Below are 20,439 nucleotides of genomic sequence, written 5' to 3'. Positions count from 1 at the left end.
AAACGATTCGTCTGACGGGAACCGGCCGCAGCCCCGGGTGTGGCCTAACCTTGGATGGCGTTGGCCACTTCCAGTTGCAGGGACCTGGCCGTGCTGGCTTCCAGTTCGGCGGCGAGGTCCGGGTTCTCGTTGAGCTTGACGCCGTAGCCCGGCATCATGTCCTTGAGCTTGGACTGCCAACCCTTGAAGTTCTTGGGGAAGGACTTCTGCAGGAGTTCGATCATGATCGGCACGGCCGTCGATGCGCCGGGGGAAGCACCAAGGAGGGCACCGATGGAGCCGTCGCGGGACGCGATGACTTCTGTGCCGAACTGCAGGATGCCACCCTTCTTGGCGTCCTTCTTGATGATCTGCACGCGCTGGCCGGCGGTGATCAGCTCCCAGTTGCCGCCGACGGCCTCGGGGTAGTACTCGCGCAGCGACTCCACCTTGGCCTCATGCCGCTTGGCGACCTCCTTGATGAGGTAGGCGGTGAGGTCCATGTTGTCCTTGGCCACTGCCAGCATGGGGATGATGTTCCCCGGGCGGATGGACAGCGGGAGGTCAAGGTAGCTGGAGGTCTTCAGGAAGTTGGTGGAGAAACCGGCGTACGGGCCGAACAGCAGCGAACGCTTTCCGTCAACGAACCGGGTGTCCAGATGGGGGACTGACATGGGAGGGGCGCCAACCGAGGCCTGTCCGTAGACCTTGGCGCTGTGCTGGGAGGTGATGGCGTCGTCGGTGCAGCGGAAGAACTGTCCCGAGACCGGGAACCCGCCATAACCCTTGCTTTCCGGGATGCCGGAGGCCTGCAGGAGGTGGAGCGCGCCGCCACCGGCGCCAACGAAAACGAACTTGGCGTGGATACGGCCATGCTCGCCGGACTTGGGGTGCTTGATGGACAGGTCCCAGCCGCCGCCAGCTGCGCGGCTGATGTTGGTGACATCGTGTCCGTAATTAACCTCGGCACCGCTGCCCTGCAGATAGCCGGTCAGCTCACGGGTCAGGGCGCCGAAGTCGACGTCGGTGCCTTCCGCCGCGCGGGTGGCGGCGACGCGCTGCTTGCGGTCACGGCCCTTGACGATCAACGGTGCCCACTTGGCGATCTGGTCCTGGTCCTCGGTGTATTCCATGCTGCGGAACAGCGTGTTGGGCTTGAGGGCCTCATACCGGGTCTTGAGGAACTTCGCGTGGTCATCGCCAATAACGAAGCTCATGTGCGGAACGGTGTTGATGAAGCCCTTGGGGGATCCGATCACATTGCTGTCCACCAAGTGGGACCAGAACTGGCGTGAAAGCTGGAACTGTTCGTTGATGTGGAGAGCCTTGGAGGGATCCACGGAACCGTCTTTTGCTGCAGGGGAGTAGTTAAGCTCACACAGGGCAGCGTGTCCGGTGCCGGCGTTGTTCCACGGTCCGGAGCTCTCGAGCCCCGCTTCGTCGAGCCGTTCGAACAGGGAGATGGTCCAGGTGGGTTCAAGTTGCTTGATGAACGCACCAAGGGTGGCACTCATGATTCCGCCGCCAATAAGGACGACGTCGGCATGTTGAGTCTTGGAAATGAAGGTCACGATCAATCTCCGTTAGCGGCGGCACTGGCTGTCACAGAATATCCCCGCGCAGACCCAATACTGAAATTGTGGGGAATCGTCAAGGCTTTAAGCGGACGTTCGTGAAAACTTCGTTGAGGACCGGTGAAGCCGGGTAGCTTTCCACCTTGTTGGACAACGCGAGGGCCGAGATGGGGAACGCAATGGGAACAGCCGGCACGGACGCTGCGATCTCGGCATTGATGGCTTGGTACTGGGCGTTGCGTTCATCGCCGTCGGGCAGGGCGCGTGCCCGTTCGATCTTGTGGAAGACCTCCGAGTCCGTGTAGCCAAACTCCGCGCGGGTCTCGCCGAACAGCGGCCCCAGGAAGTTGTCGGCATCGGCATATGAGCCGTTCCATCCAAGCAGGTGAAGGCCGCGGTCCCCGGCGGACTGGACCTTTTGGAGATAGCCGTTTTCCCAGTCGACAGGGACTGGTTTGATGTTGAAGCCCACAGCCACCAATTGGCGGCTGATTTCGGCGTAGATCTTCTCGGGCGTAGGCATGTAGGCCCGGGTAGCGTTCAGGGGGTAGTAGAACTTCAGTTCCTCGCCCTTGTAGCCGGCCTTCTCAAGGAGTTGTTTAGCCTTTTCGGGGTTGTAGCCCAGCGAGGGGGCATTGTTGTTGAAGCCGCTCAGTTTCGGCGGCACGAACTGGGATGCCTGGGCAGTGTTGTCGATGAAGAACTTCCGGATCAAGGATTCTTTGTCCACTGCCATCTCTATGGCCTGGCGGACCTCGAGCTTGTCCAAGGGTGCTACTGCCTGGTTGATACCCAGGTACATCACGGAGAACGGATCCCGCTGGATGATCTGGACACCCTTCTTGACCAGTTGGTCGAAGGTTGAGGGCGTCACGAGGTCGTAGGCATCGATCTTGCCGTCAAGCAGCGCCTGTTGGCGAGTCTCGGCACGGTCATAGGGAATGAAGTTGATGGTGGCTATCTGGCCCCGGTTGCCCCAATACCCTTTGTAGCTTTGGAGGGTGATCTTGTTCTCGTCCCAGGTTCCGAACTGGTACGGTCCGGTACCCACAGGGTGGCCCGCATAGGCGGAGACAGCCTGGCCGTTCCGGGCCTGGTCCAGAACGTTGGCGCGTTGCGATTCCAGGGCCGCCGGTGAGGAGATGGCGAAGGCCGGGAGTGTCAGGGCCTGCAGGAATCCGGTGAAAGGCCGGGTCAGGTTGATCTGCACGTCAGTGGGTGAAACCACCTTGCAGTCCTTGAAGATGGAAAACACGGGTTCGTCCGAGTACGCCTTGAAGACGCCCTGGAAGGAAATCCCGGGTGCTTGCTTCCGAAGGTCGGCAGGGAAGGTGAACCATCGGTTGAAGTTGGCACAAACCGCGGCGGAGTCGAAGGGGGTCCCGTCGTGGAAGGTCACTTTGGAGCGGAGAGTGAAGTCGTACGTCAGTCCGTTGTTGCTGTCTTTCCACTCCGTGGCCAGCAGGGGGGTAGTTTCACCTGTTGATCCGTCAACGCCAACCAGTCCTTCGAGGACCTGGCGGGTGACCCGGTAAGACTCGGAGTCGGCCGTCATGGCTGGGTCAAGCCCCAAAGGCATGGAGCCTGTGCCGAAGTTGAAGGTGGCAGTGGGCTCTGCCGGAGTGGAGTTGTTGGCCGACGACGACGGCGAAGGGCCAGGCGCTCCGGTACACGCCGCGAGCCCCAATACTGCAAAGACAGAGCCCACCCTGAGCAATTGCACGGTCAGGCTCCGCATTTTGCTGCTTGCCACTCTTGTCCCCTCAAGCCGGTTGGAATGCCGTGGCCGGCTTAGGCCAGACCGCGTTCCAGTCTAGTTGAACGTCCTGAGTGCGCTTCCCAGCGCTTTTTCAGGAAGCTGTCCCCGCTGCTTGAGGAAAAAACCCCCGGTTCTGCAGTCTTTTCTGCAACCGGGGGTGCTCCGCGTGCTTCAAAGCCACGATACTTCTCTACTGATGTGCGCAAGGGGGGACTTGAACCCCCACGCCCGAAGGCACAGGAACCTAAATCCTGCGTGTCTGCCAATTTCACCACTCGCGCTGGTTGGCATCTGGATCGCCCGTGCGGGTGCCCAAATGCCGTATCCGGCCTCCAGTGTACCCGCTACGCGTCCAGCTTGAGGTCCCGGCGCAGCTTGGCCACGTGGCCGGTTGCACGGACGTTGTACTGGGCCAGGGAGACCTTGCCATCCGGGTCAACCACAACGGTGGAGCGGATCAGCCCCAGGTAGCTCCGGCCGTAGTTCTTCTTTTCGCCCCAGGCTCCGTAGGCATCAGCAACGGCGTGGTCCTCGTCGGAGAGCAACGGAAAGGTGAGTTGTTCTTCGGATGCGAACTTGGCCAGGGCTGATACGGGATCGGGGGATACGCCGATAACTTCATAGCCGGCCGCCTGCAGTGAACCCAGGGTGTCCCGGAAGTCGCAGGCCTCCTTGGTGCATCCGGGAGTAGAAGCTGCCGGGTAAAAATAGACGATCGTTTTACGGCCGCGGAAGTCGGACAAGCTGACGCTTTTGCCCGTGGCGTCCTGCAGGGTGAAGGCCGGTGCGTCGTCGCCCGGGATAAGTCGTTCAGCCAAAATATGCTCCTTGCTTTCGATCGCGATTTACCAGTTTAGACCGCAGAAGCCGCGTCCCCGGCTCTTGCGCGCATATACTGTCGGCATGCCAGATATGGAGAGATGGCCCACCACCCGATTGCTTTCGACAGCTGCGCGCCTGGTGGAAATCTCGTGGAACGAAAAATTGAAGTCCATCGGCCTTACCCACGCCGGTGTCATTGCCATGCAAGTACTTGCAGCCAAGGGTGCAATTACCCAGGCGGCATTGGCCGAGGTGGCGCGTGTCAAGGCCCAGACCATGGGGACCACCCTTGCGAGGCTTGAGCTGCATGGGCACGTTACCCGTCAACGCAGCGATTCCGATCGCAGAAGCCACGTGGTTACCCTGACGGAGGCGGGCACTGCGGCCCTTGCGGAAGCCGTGAAGCTTGAGCAGGAAGTGTTGTCGCCCGTCGCCGTGGACACCGCCAGGCTGCGGGAGGAACTCAGGATTGTTGTCCGGGGACTCGCGGGCCTGCCGGCTCCGGAGAAGGAGTCCCACGAGGTCGAAACCGACGTGCCGCAAGTGTGATTCAAAAGCCCAGGCAGGATTCCCGCAAGGGAATTCCTGCCAGGGAAAAGTAAAGGCTCCGGATCGTGTGAACGATCCGGAGCCTTTTACGTTGGTGCACCCCCCGGGACTCGAACCCGGAACCCATTGATTAAGAGTCAATTGCTCTGCCAGTTGAGCTAGAGGTGCAGCTATTGTTTGGGTCTTGGAAGGAATTTGCATTCCCCGTTGACCTCCGCAACGACAAATAACTCTACACCACAATTCGCTGGTTCAAAACCACATGCAATGTTGCACTGCTCACTTCATGCGATTGCATTCCGGAGGGAAAACAAAAGGTCCTGGAGTGACATCACTCCAGGACCTTTTCTTGGTGCACCCCCCGGGACTCGAACCCGGAACCCATTGATTAAGAGTCAATTGCTCTGCCAGTTGAGCTAGAGGTGCAGCTGTTGATTTCGATCAACCCCAGGGTGTTTGTTTCCCCGGCGATCTCCGCAACGACATGTAACTCTACACGACTTGGCCCGAAGTGTGAAATCGACGCGGTGACCCTGGTTTGCCTCGGGTTTGCCTCAGGGTTTGCCTCTCAAAATCAGCGCAAAGTCGGGGTTTTTGTTGTTGCTGAGCACCCATAGATCCCCGTTCGGGGCGCGGGCCACGTCCCGCAACCGGCCGTATTCGCCTGTGAAGTAAGCCACAGGGGTGCCTGCTGTTTCGTCTTTCAGTGGAACGGCCCAGAGCCGTTGGCCGCGAAGGGCTCCCGTGTAGGCCACCCCGTCCACAATTTCCAATCCACTCGGTGATGCTTCGGCGGTTGAGGGCCAGACGACTTTTGCATCGATCAGGCCGCTCCTGTTGGGAGCGCCGGTCACCAACGGCCATCCGTAATTGCCGCCTGGCGTGATCAGGTTCAGTTCATCGTCCACATCCGGACCAAATTCGCTTGCCCACAGCCTGCCGGCGGCATCCCATGCCAGGCCCTGCACGTTCCGGTGTCCGTAGCTGTAGACGGGGTTGTCCCCGAACGGATTGCCCGGCGCGGGCCGTCCCTCCGGGGTCAGTCGCAGGATTTTTCCGCCCAAGGCATTCTTGTCCTGGGGCTGCTCCCTGCGCTGGGAGTCGCCGGTGCCTGCATACAGCATTCCGTCGGGACCGAAGCGGATACGTCCACCGTTATGCGTCGATGCCTTCGGAATGCCGGAAAAGATGACTTCCGGCGCCCCGAGTCCCATCGCGCCTGCCGCGTCCTCCCGGAGCTCCATGCGGGCAATCCGGTTGTCGCTTGCCGAGGTGAAGTAGGCGTACAGCCAGCGATCCGCGGCCGATGATGGCGACAACGCCAGCCCCAGCAGCCCGCCTTCTCCACCGGGTACGACGCCGGACACCTCACCTACCGGTGTTGCCCGCCCGTCCTTGATTGCCATGACCTTCGCCGAATCGCGCTCCGAAACCAGGGCCGTGCCGTCCGGCAGGAAGACGACGGACCATGGCAGCTGCAACCCGACGTCGAGCTTTTCGTGGACTTCGAGCGTCGCGGGTGCAGCCCGGGTGGCTGGACTGGTTCCAGGATTGGGAGACCCGGAACTACTGACCGGGTTTGGGGTAGCTGCGGTCCCTGGCGAGGAGGTGCTTCCCGTGCATGCCGAAATTGTCAGCGTCAAGGCAAGCGCGAGGATGGCTCCGAGTTTCTTCAACGCGGATTCAGTGCCTGCTGCGCCTTGGTGGACGGAATCCGGCTGCTTCAGCGTGGGCTGCCGATTCGAACCATACATCCGCTTCGACGTCGTCGTAATCAGCGGCGTCTTCATCGTGGTAGGTCATGGTCGCCGCGATCGCCTTGACCGGGTGGCCATCACGCGGGGTGCTGGAAGAGCCGGTTCCATAGGGCTCTTCTGCCGCGAGGTGTCCGGACGCGGCTGGCTCTTCAGCGGCTGCACTCTCGGCGGCCGCGCTCTCGGCGCCGGGAAGCGTGGGGGAGTGCGGGTCCGTGTACTCATGATGATGGACCGGTGTGCCTGCGGCGTCCGTCCATGATGATTCCCATTCGGCTTTGTCGGCCGCGTCATCTGCCCGGGTGACGTCATCGGCGGTGACTTCGGCCGCGGGCGCCGCCTCCCAGTCGTCCACGTCGCCGGCGTCGGCCGAGTGCAATTTGGCATCGGTATCCACTACTGGTTCAGCGACTACCGGTTCCTCAACTACCGGTGCGGCAATGACCGGTTCCTCGACGGTCAGCCCGGGAGTTGGGGCGACCTCAGGATTGGCTGGTTCTGCCACTGCCGGCTCGACGGGGGCCGGGTTTTCATCCCGGACTGGTTCATCCCTGGCAGGTTCGTCCATGGGGGGCTCGACCCTGACTGGCTCATCGCCGGTCGGTCCGCTGCCTTCGGCGGCCGCCTTGCCCAGATTGCTCACCCCGGCCAGTCCGGCTACCCCCGCAGTTACCGCGCCCGGATCCGGCACCGACCCGGTATTGGCGGGCTCCATTGCCGCGGGAGCCTGGCCTCCGGCCGAATTTGCTGCTTTGTTGCGGCTCATGAGCCACCAAACAATCGCTACGACCAAAACAATGACAATGACCCAAATTAACCAATCCATGGCGGATGCCCTTCTGCTCACAGGGGTGCAGTACGTGGTATTTCCGACGTTACGTGGCAGCTAATGGGCTGTCCAGCATTTGCCCCGCCGGTTGCCGTATTTGTCAGACTCCTTAGTAAGAGCGGGAAATTGCCGGGGCGGGAATTGCTCCCAGCGGTTGGGAGGGCCGCCCGCTGAAGCCGGAGGAACACTTCGCGACGTTTCCGCAATATTTGCCGGTTGCTGCTTAACCCGGCGGTGATCAGGCCCTGCGGGCACCAGGTGCACATAGACTTTGGATCATGACCGACACCAACATGGCTACAGACAACACGCCGGATATCAAACCTCGCAGCCGGGTCGTCACCGATGGCATTCACGCGGCTCCTGCCCGCGGCATGTTCCGTGCGGTAGGCATGGGCGACGACGACTTTGCCAAACCACAAATTGGTGTCGCGAGTTCGTGGAACGAAATTACTCCCTGCAATCTCTCGCTTAACCGCCTTGCACAGGGCGCCAAAGAAGGCGTGCATGCCGGCGGTGGCTTCCCGATGCAGTTCGGCACGATATCGGTGTCCGACGGAATTTCCATGGGCCACGAGGGCATGCACTTCTCCCTGGTTTCCCGTGAAGTCATCGCAGACTCCGTGGAAACCGTAATGCAGGCCGAGCGCATTGACGGCTCGGTTTTGCTGGCCGGCTGCGACAAGTCGCTTCCCGGGATGCTCATGGCAGCTGCCCGCCTGGACCTCGCTTCCGTATTCCTCTATGCCGGCTCGATCATGCCCGGTTGGGTCAAGCTCGAGGACGGTTCGGAGAAGGAAGTCACCCTTATCGACGCTTTCGAAGCGGTGGGTGCCTGCGCGGCCGGCAAGATGAGCATGGAGGACCTCACCCGCATCGAAAAGGCCATCTGCCCGGGCGAAGGCGCCTGCGGCGGTATGTACACGGCCAACACCATGGCATGCATCGGCGAGGCCCTTGGCATGTCACTGCCTGGGTCCGCAGCGCCGCCGTCGGCAGACCGCCGTCGTGATGACTTCGCACGCAAATCCGGCGAAGCGGTGGTCAACCTGCTGCGCCTGGGCATCACCGCCCGCGACATCATGACCAAGAAGGCCTTCGAGAACGCCATCGCCGTGACCATGGCGTTTGGCGGGTCAACCAACGCCGTCCTGCACCTCCTGGCGATCGCCCGCGAGGCAGAGGTGGAACTGACCCTCAAGGACTTCAACCGCATCGGGGACAAGATTCCGCACCTGGGCGATTTGAAGCCCTTCGGTCGTTACGTCATGACTGACGTGGACAAGATCGGCGGTGTGCCGGTCATCATGAAGGCACTTCTCGACGCCGGCCTGCTGCACGGCGACTGCCTCACCGTTACTGGCAAGACCCTCGCCGAAAACCTCGCCTCCATCAACCCGCCGGACCTGGATGGCAAGATCCTCCGGGCCCTGGACAACCCGATCCACAAGACCGGCGGCATTACGATCCTCCACGGCTCCATGGCCCCTGAAGGCGCAGTGGTCAAGAGCGCGGGCTTCGACGCCGACGTCTTTGAAGGAACGGCCCGCGTCTTCGAACGCGAGCAAGGTGCACTCAATGCCCTGGACAACGGGGAGATCCACAAGGGTGATGTGGTGGTCATTCGATACGAAGGCCCCAAGGGCGGTCCGGGAATGCGCGAAATGCTGGCCATCACCGGGGCCATCAAGGGCGCCGGCCTGGGCAAGGACGTGCTTCTGCTGACCGACGGACGCTTCTCAGGGGGCACTACCGGCTTGTGCATCGGCCACGTTGCGCCTGAAGCCGTCGACGGCGGTCCGATCGCCTTCGTGCGCGACGGCGACAGGATCCGTGTCGACATCGCTGCCCGATCCTTCGACCTCCTGGTCGACGAAGCGGAACTCGAAGCCCGCAAGGAAGGCTGGGAGCCGCTTCCGGCCAAGTTCACCAAGGGTGTGCTGGCCAAGTACGCCAAGCTCGTCCACAGTGCTTCCACGGGAGCCTACTGCGGTTAAGTTCCTGCCGGCGGCTCCGCTCCTGCTTCGGGGGTGGAGTCCGGCAGGCGGACATTGCTGTCCAAATAGTGAGATACGATAGTGCTCAATTGACACGTATCTCACTTTGAGGGAACACTGAACGCATGATCACATTCGTTACCGTCGGCGTCGTCGTCCTTACCAAGCGCGTGGCTTAGCCCGACTGGTAACGAACCGTCACGCGCAAACCCCTCGAAGAGCCGCAAGGCTGAGGGGTTTTTTTATTCCCAAGTCCCACCCATTGAAGATCCACTAAGGAAGAGTCCGATGAGCAAAGGATCGCCGATCAGCCCCTCGCTGATGGCTGCAAAGTCCGCTGGAGCCCACAAAGCTCCGGAAAAGGTCGAACGATCGACGGAGTCCGTCGTCGTCGATTCTGCTGCACCTCTCTCTCCTGTACTTGGGCCGAACACCGTCGTACCCCCGACGGTGATGACCGGCTCGCAAGCAATTGTCCGTTCGCTCGAAGAACTCGGCGTGGACGATATTTTCGGTTTGCCCGGTGGCGCGATCCTGCCCACCTATGACCCCTTGATGGCCTCCAGCATGAATCACATCCTGGTCCGTCACGAACAGGGAGCCGGCCACGCCGCGCAAGGCTACGCCATGGTTACCGGTCGGGTTGGCGTTTGCATCGCCACCTCGGGTCCCGGTGCCACCAACCTCGTTACCGCCATCATGGATGCCCACATGGACTCCGTGCCGATGGTGGCCATCACCGGCCAGGTCGCCAGCGGAGTCATCGGCACCGATGCCTTCCAGGAAGCGGACATCGTGGGAATCACGATGCCCATCACCAAGCACTCCTTCCTGGTGACCGACCCCAACGACATTCCGCATGTCATGGCCGAAGCTTTCCACCTGGCATCGACCGGCCGGCCCGGTCCGGTCCTGGTGGACATCGCCAAGGATGCCCAGGTGGGCCAGATGACCTTCTCCTGGCCCCCGAAGGTGGACCTGCCCGGGTACCGTCCGGTGGTCCGCGGGCACAACAAGCAGGTCCGCGAAGCCGCCAAGCTGATCGCAGCGTCCAGCAAGCCCGTTCTGTACGTGGGCGGTGGCGTGGTCAAGGGCCACGCTTCGGCCGAACTGATGGAGCTTGCGCTGGCAACAGGCGCCCCCGTGGTCACCACCCTCATGGCCCGCGGCGCCTTCCCGGACTCGCACCCGCAGCACGTCGGCATGCCCGGCATGCACGGCTCCGTCTCCGCAGTCACCGCCCTCCAGCAAGCAGACCTGCTGATCACGCTCGGTGCCCGGTTCGATGACCGCGTCACGGGCATCCTGAAGACCTTCGCCCCGTTCGCCAAGGTCATCCACGCCGACATCGATCCCGCGGAAATTTCCAAGAACCGCACGGCCGATGTCCCCATCGTCGGCTCGGTCAAGGAAATCATTCCGGAACTCACCGAAGCCGTAAAGACTCAGTTCGAGTTGAGCGGCACTCCGGACCTCGACTCATGGTGGGCTTTCCTGGGCAACCTTCGCGACACCTACCCCCTGGGATGGACCGAGCCCGAAGACGGCCTGAGTGCACCGCAGCGCGTGATCAAGCGCATCGGTGAACTCACCGGTCCCGAAGGCATCTACGTTGCCGGTGTAGGCCAGCACCAGATGTGGGCCGCGCAGTTCATCAAGTACGAGCGCCCCCACGCCTGGCTCAACTCCGGTGGTGCCGGAACCATGGGATACTCGGTTCCGGCAGCCATGGGCGCCAAGGTTGGTGAGCCGGACCGCGTGGTCTGGGCCATTGACGGCGACGGCTGCTTCCAGATGACCAATCAGGAATTGGCCACCTGCGCCATCAACAACATCCCGATCAAGGTCGCCATCATCAACAACTCCTCGCTGGGCATGGTCCGCCAATGGCAGACCCTGTTCTACGAGGGCCGCTACTCGAACACGGACCTGAACACGGGCCATGACACTGTCCGGATCCCGGACTTCGTCAAGCTCGCCGATGCCTACGGTTGCGCAGCTTTGCGTTGCGAGCGGGACGAGGACATCGACGCCACCATCCAGAAGGCGCTTGAGATCAACGACCGCCCGGTGGTCATCGACTTCGTCGTCAGCCCGAACTCGATGGTATGGCCGATGGTGCCTTCGGGCGTCAGCAATGACCAGATCCAGGTTGCCCGCAACATGACCCCGGAATGGGAAGAGGAGGACTAGCCATGACCCGTCACACACTGTCCGTTCTGGTCGAAGACAAGCCCGGCGTGCTGACCCGCGTGGCCAGCCTCTTCGCCCGGCGCGCGTTCAACATCAATTCACTTGCCGTAGGACCCACCGAGGTTCCGGGGATGTCCCGGATGACGGTTGTCGTCGACGCCGACGGCGACCTCATCGAGCAAGTCACCAAGCAGCTCAACAAGTTGGTCAACGTGATCAAGATTGTTGAACTGACTTCCGAATCTTCCGTACAACGTGACCACATCCTGGTCAAAGTACGTGCGGATGCCGCGACACGCCTGCAGGTTACCCAGGCTGCAGACCTGTTCCGTGCCGCCGTCGTCGACGTGTCCACAGACTCGTTGGTGATTGAGGCAACCGGTACCCCCGAGAAGCTCGCAGCGCTCTTGTCAGTGCTCGAGCCGTTCGGCATCCGTGAAATCGTGCAGTCCGGCACCTTGGCCGTTGGACGGGGATCCCGCTCCATGAGTGACAGGGCGCTTCGCTCCGCGTGAGCTTCGGCCACGTGAGCAGTGCCCAGTACCGCAGCACCACCATCAATATCTACGAAAAACCACTCAAGAGGAGTTACGCAAGTGACTGAAATGTTCTACGACGACGACGCAGACCTGTCGATCATCCAGGGCCGCAAGGTAGCCATCGTTGGCTACGGCTCCCAGGGCCACGCCCACGCGCTGAACCTGCGCGATTCCGGCGTCGAGGTTGTCATTGCACTCAAGGACGGCTCCAAGTCGGCCGCCAAGGCCGAGGACGCAGGCTTCACGGTCAAGAACGTCGCAGACGCCGCCGAATGGGCCGACGTCATCATGATCCTGGCACCGGACCAGCACCAGCGCTCGATCTACAACGACTCCATCAAGGACAAGCTCACCGAGGGCAAGGCACTTGCGTTCGCACACGGCTTCAACATCCGCTTCGGCTACATCGAAGCCCCTGCCGGCGTTGACGTCATCCTGATCGCTCCGAAGGCTCCGGGCCACACCGTCCGCCGCGAATTCGAAGCAGGCCGTGGCATTCCGGACATCATCGCTGTGGAGCAGGACGCTTCGGGCTCCGCTTGGGACCTGGCCAAGTCCTACGCCAAGGCCATTGGCGGCACCCGTGCAGGCGTCATCAAGACCACCTTCACCGAAGAGACCGAAACCGACCTCTTCGGCGAGCAGTCCGTTCTCTGTGGCGGTGTTTCCCAGCTGGTCCAGTACGGCTTCGAAACCCTCACCGAAGCCGGCTACCAGCCGCAGATCGCCTACTTCGAGGTCCTCCACGAGCTCAAGCTCATCGTTGACCTCATGTGGGAAGGTGGCATCGCCAAGCAGCGCTGGAGCGTTTCCGATACCGCTGAGTACGGTGACTACGTCTCCGGCCCGCGCGTCATCACCCCTGAGGTGAAGGAAAACATGAAGGCTGTCCTCGCGGACATCCAGAATGGTGCTTTCGCAAAGCGCTTCATCGACGACCAGGACAACGGCGGAGCAGAGTTCAAGGAACTCCGCGCCAAGGCTGAGAAGCACCCGATCGAAGAGGTCGGCCGCGAGCTGCGCTCACTGTTCTCCTGGCAGCAGCAGGACGCCGACTACGTCGAAGGCTCCGCAGCCCGCTGATTGCCCCGCTTGGCAGCAGCAATGCACCAGCACTAAGCAGCGACGCCCGTCCGGCGAATTACAGCCGGGCGGGCGCCGCCGTTTCCGCCCTGTTTCTCCACCGAATTGCCCTCCCGGTGATGCTGTGAAGTTCTTCACATCGCCTCCGGTCCGGCCGTAACATCCCCCGCCGGCACCGGAAACGCCGCCCGGATTCGATATTCTGGGCTGGTCCCGGCGCCGTGCCCCGGGCCACGCATCCGCTCCTTGTCCAGTTCTGTCCCAAGTTGTCCAAAGTAAGGTGCCACCCCGTGTCAGCCAGCAAACCCGTTGTCCTCCTCGCTGAGGAACTTTCGCCCGCAACAGTCGAGGCGCTGGGCCCGGATTTTGAAATCCGCCAGACCGACGGCGCCGACCGTTCCCAGCTGCTGTCTGCCATCGCCGACGTCGATGCCATCCTGGTACGCTCCGCCACCCAGGTGGATGCCGAGGCAATCGCCGCGGCCAAGAACCTGAAGGTCATTGCCCGTGCTGGCGTGGGCCTGGACAACGTGGACATCAAGTCAGCCACGCAGGCCGGCGTCATGGTCGTCAACGCTCCGACGTCGAACATCGTCTCGGCTGCCGAACTCACCGTGGGCCACATCCTCAGCCTTGCCCGCCACATTCCGCAAGCCAGCTCCGCGCTGAAGAATGGCGAATGGAAGCGGTCCAAGTACACCGGCATTGAACTCTTCGAGAAGAAGATCGGCATCATCGGCCTGGGCCGCATTGGTGCCTTGGTGGCAGCACGTCTCCAGGGCTTCGAAACCGAAATCCTCGCCTACGACCCCTACATCACCTCTGCCCGCGCAGCGCAACTGGGCGTCAAGCTGGTAACCCTGGATGAACTTCTGGAAAACTCCGACTTCATCACCATCCACATGCCCAAGACCCCGGAGACGGTGGGCATGCTGGGCGCCGACGCCTTCCGCAAGATGAAGGAATCCGCTTATGTGATCAACGTTGCACGCGGTGGCCTGGTGGACGAAGAAGCGCTGTACATCGCGTTGAAGGAAAACCAGATCGCGGGCGCCGGAGTGGACGTCTTCGTCAAGGAGCCCAGCACTGACCTGCCGTTCTTCGAACTCGACAACGTCATTGTGACTCCCCACCTCGGCGCGTCCACCGACGAGGCCCAGGAGAAGGCCGGTGTCTCCGTGGCAAAGTCAGTCCGCCTGGCCCTGGCCGGCGAGCTTGTGCCCGATGCCGTGAACGTGGCCGGTGGCGTTATCGCCCCCGACATCCGTCCGGGCATCCCGCTGATCGAAAAGCTTGGCCGGATCTTCACCGCGCTGACCCACGCCTCGCTGACCCAGATCGACGTCGAAGTTGCCGGCGAGATCGCCGCGCTGGATGTCAAGGTGCTCGAACTCGCAGCGCTGAAGGGCGTGTTCGCCGACGTCGTCACGGAGCAGGTTTCCTACGTGAACGCCCCGGTCATCGCCGAGCAGCGCGGTATCAACACCCGTCTCATCACCACCCCGGACGCGGAGGACTACCGCAACGTCCTGACCATCCGCGGCGCGCTCAGCGACGGTTCGCAGATTTCCGTCGCCGGCACCCTGACAGGTCCCAAGCAGGTTGAGAAGCTGGTGGGCGTCAACGGCTATGACGTGGAAATCCCCATCAGCGAGCACCTGGTTGTGGTGGCCTACGCAGACCGCCCCGGCGTGATCGGCACCATCGGCCACATCCTGGGCATGAACAATATCAACATCGGCGGCATGCAGGTGGCCCGCCAGACCGAAGGCGGACAGGTTCTTGCCCTGTTGACCATCGACAGCTCCGTTCCGCAGCAGGTACTGGAGGCCATCAAGGCCGGTATCGGTGCCGACATGGTTCGCGAAGTGGACCTGGAGGACTAGGACTGACTCCCATCCGTTGAAGTTCGCGTGCCGGCGACACACCTTTGGCACGCAGAAGTGGCCGGTCTGCTTACAATGGCTGGGTCCGCCGATTCGGACCCGGCAGCAGGCCGGCCACAACTTTCAGCACATTCAGCCCGGTATTCCGCTGTGTTTTTTAGGGAATCCCGGACCACGTGTGCGCGCCCGCAATCAAGGTCTCAGGGAGCCCAATGAACGCCGTCCAAAGGTTCATCAGAAGCCGTGTGCTGCTGCTGACCGCGGCCATTTTGATCGTCGCGATGTGCTTGTCCGTCCTCGTCCAGAGCCAGTCGCAGGCGGCTCTGAACCGGACAGTGGACGAGAACTCGCGGGGACTCTACGACATCCTGGTCCAGGCAAAGCCGGACCAATCACAAAATGGCGATGGCGGTGCATTGATCCAGCCGGAAATCGCCAACGGCCAAGGCGGAATCAGCTTTGACCAGTTGGAGAAAATCCGTGGAATGGGCCAGACCGCCGTGGCAGCGCCCATCAGCCTGGTCTCCCGCGTCTCCCAGAATCTTGAAGCCCCGCGCCTGAACGCCATGGACTACCTCGGCTACAACGCAGGCCTGGCCGGCGGAATCACGGCGGGGGACCCCTCCGCCATGGACTCCAGCAAGTGGCCTGCCGCGGAGTCGGTCTTCTCGGATTCGCCCAAGAAGTATCGCTTGACCGCCTCTGCCACCAGCTCGGACGGCGTCAAGGAGCAAACACTCTTCAAGACCAGCGCCGAAGGAACCCTGGGCAAGGGCCGCCTCGTCCAGGAGCAGGCAGCCGGTGGCAGCAACGTCCGGATTGCCGGCCCGGATGGGGAGACCGGCATCAAGTTCCCGGCTCCAGCCCTCGGCTCCGAGCACAACCTTTTCAACCTCTCCGTGGCGCTTCCCCTGGCGCCCGAGGTGACTGAATCCGTCGTCGCCGTCGATCCCGCCGCCGAAAGGGCGTTGCTGGGTTCTGCTGGTGACTTCCTTGCGCCGCTGGAGAAGGCTCCGCCGGCAGACGCGCGTGACGCCGGCGCGATCGGCCGTCACTTCGAAAGCCTCTTCACCACTGGCCTGAGCATGCAGCAACTGGAAGAGGGCCCGGATTTCCTTGGCGTGAAGCTCAAATACTGGGCGCCCCTCATGACGCAGTACCAGCAGGCCAAGCGTGACGGCCTGTTGACCGCTGACTCCAAAGCCATTCCGCTGATTGTGCGCACGGGCACCTCCCTGGACCTGAAGTACTCGGTGAAAATCGAGGAACTGGACGCCAGCGGCAAGGTGGTCAAGGACGTTGGAACCGTGACCCGGTCCCTCGATAAGGACTACCTGCCGTTCGTATCGAAGTCCCCGTTCGCCCTTCAGTGGCCTGGGTCCACGGACCACAGCCAGCTGCTGGGCAGCACCGCCGCCTTTGGCCAGGGCCTTTATGACCCCGCCACGTGGAGCGCCGCGTTCGCTGCTGCACCGAAATACAAGGACGGCGACGAAGCCGCCAACGGTGCGTCCGACAAGAGCGCGACGCCGGGGGATTGGGTAACGGTCAACCGCTTGCCCGAGAAGTCCTCCTTCGGGGCGGCTGTGGACCAGACCCAGCGGAAGCCCGTGGACGAGCGTTCGTACCGTGAAGACCTTGAAACAGGCAAGAAGCCGGCGGCGCCGCTGCCCATGGTGTACGGCACCTTCGACCCCGCCGCGGTCCAGGCTGCCGCAGGTGACGTCAACAAGCTTCCCCTGGGCGGTTACGACCCCACGCCGATGACTTTGACCAAGGATGCCGAGGGCAAGGACGTCGCGACTGCGGAACTGAAGCCCTCGCTGAGCGCAACTGGCCTCGTCAGCCAGTCCGCCGGCGCCATCACCGACTACTACGGCCTTGCAGCGGCCCGCGGCTACGACGCCAACGCCAACGTCATTGACGCAGTGCGGGTCCGCGCTGCCGCAACCGGCAACTGGAAGACTGCCCAGCCCGAGGTCGAGAAGCTGGCCGCACAGATCCGTGACCTCGGTTTGGAAGCCACCGTCGTGGCTGGCTCCGCGCGTGAAGACGCCAACATCTTCGTGCCCGGGTACAGCAAGGACGACGCCGGCAAGGAGTCTGCGCTGGGGACCGTCCAGCAGTCGTGGGTCCGGCAGAATGCGGCTGACGCCGTGTCCGGCTCCCTGACAGGAACCAACATCACGCTTCTGTTCCTGACGCTGCTGGGCGCCACACTGCTCACGGGAGCATCCACCGTCAGCTACATCCGCCAGCGTAGAAGCGAAGCCGGCATTCTGCGCGCCATGGGCTGGACGCAAAAACGCATCCGGTCCTGGGTACTGGAAGAGTTCGCCGTCGGCGCAGCCGCCCTGGCTGCCGCAGGTGTCATCCTCAGCCTCCTGAGCTGGAACATCGCCACCGTGATCGTTTCCGTGACCATGCTCGTCATTTACAGTGCCGCGGCCCTGCTGGCAGCCCAGCAGTTGCGGCACCGCGTGGTGATCGACCAGGAACCGCAGCACGACGAACGGCTGGTCACTGTGGACTCACCGCTGACATTTGCCAACAGGCAGCTGACCACCAACCGGTTCAACTCCATCTCCCTGGCTGTGGCCGTGGGCGTGTTCGGCGCCGCTGTGGGCGCACTGATCGCGCTGCTGATCGACATTCCACGCGCCGCAGGTGCCAGCGCCCTCAGTGGCCTGGCGGCTGCCAGCATTGCCTTGCCAAGCGTCATCCTCGCTGTCTTCGGCGTCGTGGTTGGCCTGTTGCTGACGCTGGTCACCGGCAGGTTCGAGCTGCACGCCAAGCGGGAATACCTTGGTACCTTGCGGGCCATGGGCTGGAACCCGGACATGCTGGGCCAGGTCCGGTTCTTCGAAAACGCGCTTGTAGGCACTGTGGCACTTCCCCTGGGTGTCCTCGGTGCCCTGGGGCTTGGGTTGCTCCTGGCCCCCTATGCAGCTTTGTGGGCCGGACTCGCCGGTCTGCTGGCCGTAATTTGCTGGATTCCCATTGCAACGAAAGTAGTCAAATGACTGACAACCTCAACCCCGAGCTGGCGGCCACCCCGGAATCCACGGAAGAGTCGCTGCAGACCCGCGCCAACACCATCGTGAGGGCCACTGACCACGCAACACCACTGGAGCTCAGCCGGGTCACCATCCACTACGGTGGCGACAAGGGCGGCGCCGAGGAAGTCGACGTCGTCGACGACTTCAACCTGACCCTCCACGCCGGTGAGATGCACTGTGTTGCCGGCCGAAGCGGCTCCGGCAAGACCAGCATCCTGACCGTCAGCGCCGGACTGACGCTGCCGACGTCGGGCAAGGTCTTCTGGGAGGGCCAGCCGCTGGACGCCATGGGCGACGACGAGATCGCCGACCGCCGCCGCGCACTGATCGGCTATGTGGACCAGGGTGGTGCCTTGATCGATGGCATGAGTGCCTTGGAGAACGTACTGCTGCCCGCAGTCCCGGATGGCGAGGTTGAACAGCGCACGGAAATGGCCAAGGACCTCCTTGACCTGGTGGGCCTGGGACGTCGTATGCGCCACCGTCCCGCCCAACTCTCCGGTGGTGAGCGCCAGCGTGTGGCGATCGCCCGTGCGTTGATCCTGGGTACCCGCGTACTGGTGGTGGACGAGCCTACGGCAAGCCTGGACCGTGCGGCCGCAAACCGCATCATCGGCATCCTGAAGGACACCACCAGTGATGGCATCGCCGTGCTGGTGGCCTCCCACGACCACGAGCTGGTTCGGCTCAGCGATACGCTGACCGAACTTAACTAAGCTATTTCATCCGAAAAAAAGGTAACTTCTTAGAGTGACGTCTCCAGAGAAATCCCCGTTCTACATCACCACCGCGATCAGCTACCCCAACGGCGTGCCCCACATCGGCCACGCCTATGAGGTCATTGCGACTGATGCCATGGCGCGTTTCAAGCGCCTCGACGGCCATGAAGTCTTCTTCATGACCGGAACGGACGAGCACGGACTGAAGATGCAGCAGTCCGCGGAGAAGGAAGGCATTACTGCCAAGCAGCTTGCGGACCGCAACTCCGCAGCGTTCAAGCAGATGAGCCAGGACCTGGGGATCTCCTACGACCGATTCATCCGCACCACGGACCAGGACCACTACGCGGCCTCGCAGGCCATCTGGAAAAAGATGGAAGCCAACGGCGACATCTACCTTTCCAAGTACGAAGGCTGGTACTCGGTCCGCGACGAGGCCTATTACGTCGAGGACGACACCGTGGTGAAGGAGGACGGTCTGCGGTACTCCAAGGAAACAGACACCTTGGTCACCTGGACCGCCGAGGAAAGCTACTTCTTCCGGCTCTCGAACTACCAGGAAAAGCTCCTGGCGCTCTACGAGGCCCAGCCTGAGTTCGGTGCCCCGCAGTCCCGGTTCAACGAGGTCATCAGCTTTGTAAAGCGCGGCCTGGAAGACCTGTCCATCAGCCGCACCACCTTCGACTGGGGCGTTCCGGTCCCGGGCGATGAAAAGCACGTCATGTACGTCTGGGTTGACGCCCTGACCAACTACCTGACCGGCGTCGGCTACCCCGACGTGGAGTCTGAGTCCTTCCAGAAGTTCTGGCCGGCCGATGTACACGTGATCGGCAAGGACATTTCGCGCTTCCACGCGATCTACTGGCCTGCCTTCCTGATGAGTGCCGGACTGGAATTGCCCGAGCGCGTCATGATCCATGGCTTCCTCACCAACAATGGTGTGAAGATGTCCAAGTCCCTGGGCAACGTTGTTGCTCCCCAGGACTTCGTGGCACAGTACGGCCTGGACCAGTGCCGGTACTTCTTCCTCCGCGAAGTTCCCTTTGGCGCCGATGGCAACTACAACCACGAAGCAATCGTGGGCCGTATGAATGCGGACCTCGCGAACAACTTCGGCAACCTTGCCCAGCGGTCCTTGTCCATGGTGGCGAAGAACTGCGAGGGCAAGGTTCCTCAGCCCGGTGCCTTCACCCCTGAGGACGAAGCCCTCCTGGGCCAGGCTGGTGCACTGCTGGAGACGGCCAGGAGTGCTTTCGAAAAGCAGGAGTTCAGCCGTGCCCTCGAAGCCATTTGGACGGTGCTGGGCGACACCAACGCCTACTTCGCCGAGCAGGCTCCGTGGGTGCTCCGCAAGACCGACATCGAGCGCATGAACACGGTCCTGTACGTCACGTTGGAGGTTGTCCGGATCGTGGCGATCCTCGCGCAGCCCGTCATGCCGTCGTCGTCCGCGAAGCTCCTTGACGTCCTGGGCCAACCGGAAGGTGATGCGCGGCTGTTCGCTGCGATCGCCACGCCGCTCGGGGCGGGGACCGAACTGCCCGCTCCGGCTCCTGTGTTCCCGCGTTACGAAGAGCCCGTCGACGCATAGACCCTCTCTCACATAACAGCCTCTAACCCGAAACGCTCTCTCACATCCGGCCGGCCTGCTGGCGGGAAGTGAGAGAGCGTTCGGCGTTAGGGGTGCATAAATGAGA

The 20,439-nt window shown here is 62.3% G+C and carries 14 protein-coding genes and 3 tRNA genes; 9 read left to right on the top strand and 8 right to left on the bottom strand.

The window, feature by feature from the left end:
- Window positions 1–44: 44 nt before the first annotated feature.
- The 4 genes from PJL15_RS05800 to bcp form a co-directional block, all read right to left on the bottom strand.
- Window positions 45–1,550 (bottom strand): malate:quinone oxidoreductase, encoded by a 1,506-nt coding sequence (locus tag PJL15_RS05800; RefSeq protein WP_281450242.1) that lies wholly within the window; start codon window positions 1,548–1,550, stop codon window positions 45–47.
- Window positions 1,551–1,629: 79 nt separating this feature from the next.
- Complete coding sequence (locus PJL15_RS05795; RefSeq protein ID WP_281450325.1) at window positions 1,630–3,291, bottom strand: ABC transporter substrate-binding protein; 1,662 nt, start codon at window positions 3,289–3,291, stop codon at window positions 1,630–1,632.
- A 220-nt stretch (window positions 3,292–3,511) separates the two neighbouring features.
- Window positions 3,512–3,593 (bottom strand) — tRNA-Leu (locus tag PJL15_RS05790).
- A 63-nt stretch (window positions 3,594–3,656) separates the two neighbouring features.
- Window positions 3,657–4,130, bottom strand: coding sequence for a thioredoxin-dependent thiol peroxidase (bcp, locus tag PJL15_RS05785; protein ID WP_281450241.1), 474 nt, complete (start codon window positions 4,128–4,130; stop codon window positions 3,657–3,659).
- Window positions 4,131–4,215: 85 nt separating this feature from the next.
- Here bcp and PJL15_RS05780 point away from each other — a divergent pair, with 85 nt between their 5' ends.
- On the top strand, window positions 4,216–4,683 hold the full coding sequence (locus tag PJL15_RS05780; protein WP_281450240.1) for a MarR family winged helix-turn-helix transcriptional regulator: 468 nt from the start codon (window positions 4,216–4,218) through the stop codon (window positions 4,681–4,683).
- 92 nt (window positions 4,684–4,775) lie between these two features.
- Here PJL15_RS05780 and PJL15_RS05775 read toward each other — a convergent pair.
- From PJL15_RS05775 to PJL15_RS05760, 4 genes are all read right to left on the bottom strand, one after another.
- Window positions 4,776–4,851, bottom strand: a tRNA-Lys gene (locus PJL15_RS05775).
- 182 nt (window positions 4,852–5,033) lie between these two features.
- A tRNA-Lys gene (locus PJL15_RS05770) sits at window positions 5,034–5,109 on the bottom strand.
- A 128-nt stretch (window positions 5,110–5,237) separates the two neighbouring features.
- Window positions 5,238–6,473, bottom strand: coding sequence for a PQQ-dependent sugar dehydrogenase (locus tag PJL15_RS05765; RefSeq protein ID WP_348651473.1), 1,236 nt, complete (start codon window positions 6,471–6,473; stop codon window positions 5,238–5,240).
- Entirely contained in the window at window positions 6,367–7,263 is an 897-nt protein-coding gene (locus PJL15_RS05760; protein WP_281450239.1) for a sunset domain-containing protein, read from the bottom strand. The genes PJL15_RS05765 and PJL15_RS05760 overlap by 107 nt, the downstream gene beginning before the upstream one ends.
- Before the next feature lie 281 nt (window positions 7,264–7,544).
- Between PJL15_RS05760 and ilvD the strand changes: the two genes are divergently transcribed.
- The 8 genes from ilvD to metG all read left to right on the top strand — a co-directional run bounded on the left by ilvD (window position 7,545) and on the right by metG (window position 20,333).
- On the top strand, window positions 7,545–9,263 hold the full coding sequence (gene ilvD, locus PJL15_RS05755) for a dihydroxy-acid dehydratase (protein WP_281450238.1): 1,719 nt from the start codon (window positions 7,545–7,547) through the stop codon (window positions 9,261–9,263).
- Between the two features lie 288 nt (window positions 9,264–9,551).
- Entirely contained in the window at window positions 9,552–11,456 is a 1,905-nt protein-coding gene (locus tag PJL15_RS05750) for an acetolactate synthase large subunit (protein WP_281450237.1), read from the top strand.
- Window positions 11,457–11,458: 2 nt separating this feature from the next.
- Window positions 11,459–11,971 carry an acetolactate synthase small subunit gene (ilvN, locus tag PJL15_RS05745; RefSeq protein WP_021470923.1) on the top strand — a complete coding sequence of 171 codons (513 nt, stop codon included), beginning with the start codon at window positions 11,459–11,461 and terminating at the stop codon, window positions 11,969–11,971.
- Window positions 11,972–12,052: 81 nt separating this feature from the next.
- The gene (gene ilvC, locus PJL15_RS05740; RefSeq protein ID WP_281450236.1) at window positions 12,053–13,078 is read left to right on the top strand and encodes a ketol-acid reductoisomerase; all 1,026 of its coding nucleotides are present in this window, start codon (window positions 12,053–12,055) and stop codon (window positions 13,076–13,078) included.
- Window positions 13,079–13,368: 290 nt separating this feature from the next.
- Window positions 13,369–14,964: a phosphoglycerate dehydrogenase gene (serA, locus tag PJL15_RS05735; protein ID WP_281450235.1), complete on the top strand. Its 1,596-nt coding sequence runs from the start codon at window positions 13,369–13,371 to the stop codon at window positions 14,962–14,964.
- A gap of 212 nt (window positions 14,965–15,176) precedes the next feature.
- Window positions 15,177–17,987: an FtsX-like permease family protein gene (locus PJL15_RS05730; RefSeq protein ID WP_281450234.1), complete on the top strand. Its 2,811-nt coding sequence runs from the start codon at window positions 15,177–15,179 to the stop codon at window positions 17,985–17,987.
- Window positions 17,984–18,739, top strand: a complete 756-nt coding sequence (locus PJL15_RS05725; RefSeq protein WP_281450233.1) for an ABC transporter ATP-binding protein — start codon at window positions 17,984–17,986, stop codon at window positions 18,737–18,739. The genes PJL15_RS05730 and PJL15_RS05725 overlap by 4 nt, the downstream gene beginning before the upstream one ends.
- Before the next feature lie 34 nt (window positions 18,740–18,773).
- Window positions 18,774–20,333, top strand: coding sequence for a methionine--tRNA ligase (metG, locus tag PJL15_RS05720; protein WP_281450232.1), 1,560 nt, complete (start codon window positions 18,774–18,776; stop codon window positions 20,331–20,333).
- Window positions 20,334–20,439 lie beyond the last annotated feature (106 nt).

This window comes from Paenarthrobacter nitroguajacolicus (assembly GCF_029952445.1).
GTDB classification, from domain to species: Bacteria; Actinomycetota; Actinomycetes; order Actinomycetales; family Micrococcaceae; genus Arthrobacter; species Arthrobacter nitroguajacolicus_B.
The sequence above is the reverse complement of the archived record's forward strand: the minus strand, read 5'-3'. Positions and strand labels throughout refer to the sequence as shown.

Coding starts and splice junctions, on each gene's coding strand:
- ilvD (WP_281450238.1), top strand. CDS start 7,545: ATGACCGACACCAACATGGCTACAGACAACACGCCGGATATCAAACCT.
- PJL15_RS05730 (WP_281450234.1), top strand. CDS start 15,177: ATGAACGCCGTCCAAAGGTTCATCAGAAGCCGTGTGCTGCTGCTGACC.
- PJL15_RS05750 (WP_281450237.1), top strand. CDS start 9,552: ATGAGCAAAGGATCGCCGATCAGCCCCTCGCTGATGGCTGCAAAGTCC.
- PJL15_RS05795 (WP_281450325.1), bottom strand. CDS start 3,291: ATGCGGAGCCTGACCGTGCAATTGCTCAGGGTGGGCTCTGTCTTTGCA.
- PJL15_RS05765 (WP_348651473.1), bottom strand. CDS start 6,473: ATGAAGACGCCGCTGATTACGACGACGTCGAAGCGGATGTATGGTTCG.
- PJL15_RS05780 (WP_281450240.1), top strand. CDS start 4,216: ATGCCAGATATGGAGAGATGGCCCACCACCCGATTGCTTTCGACAGCT.
- PJL15_RS05760 (WP_281450239.1), bottom strand. CDS start 7,263: ATGGATTGGTTAATTTGGGTCATTGTCATTGTTTTGGTCGTAGCGATT.
- ilvN (WP_021470923.1), top strand. CDS start 11,459: ATGACCCGTCACACACTGTCCGTTCTGGTCGAAGACAAGCCCGGCGTG.
- PJL15_RS05725 (WP_281450233.1), top strand. CDS start 17,984: ATGACTGACAACCTCAACCCCGAGCTGGCGGCCACCCCGGAATCCACG.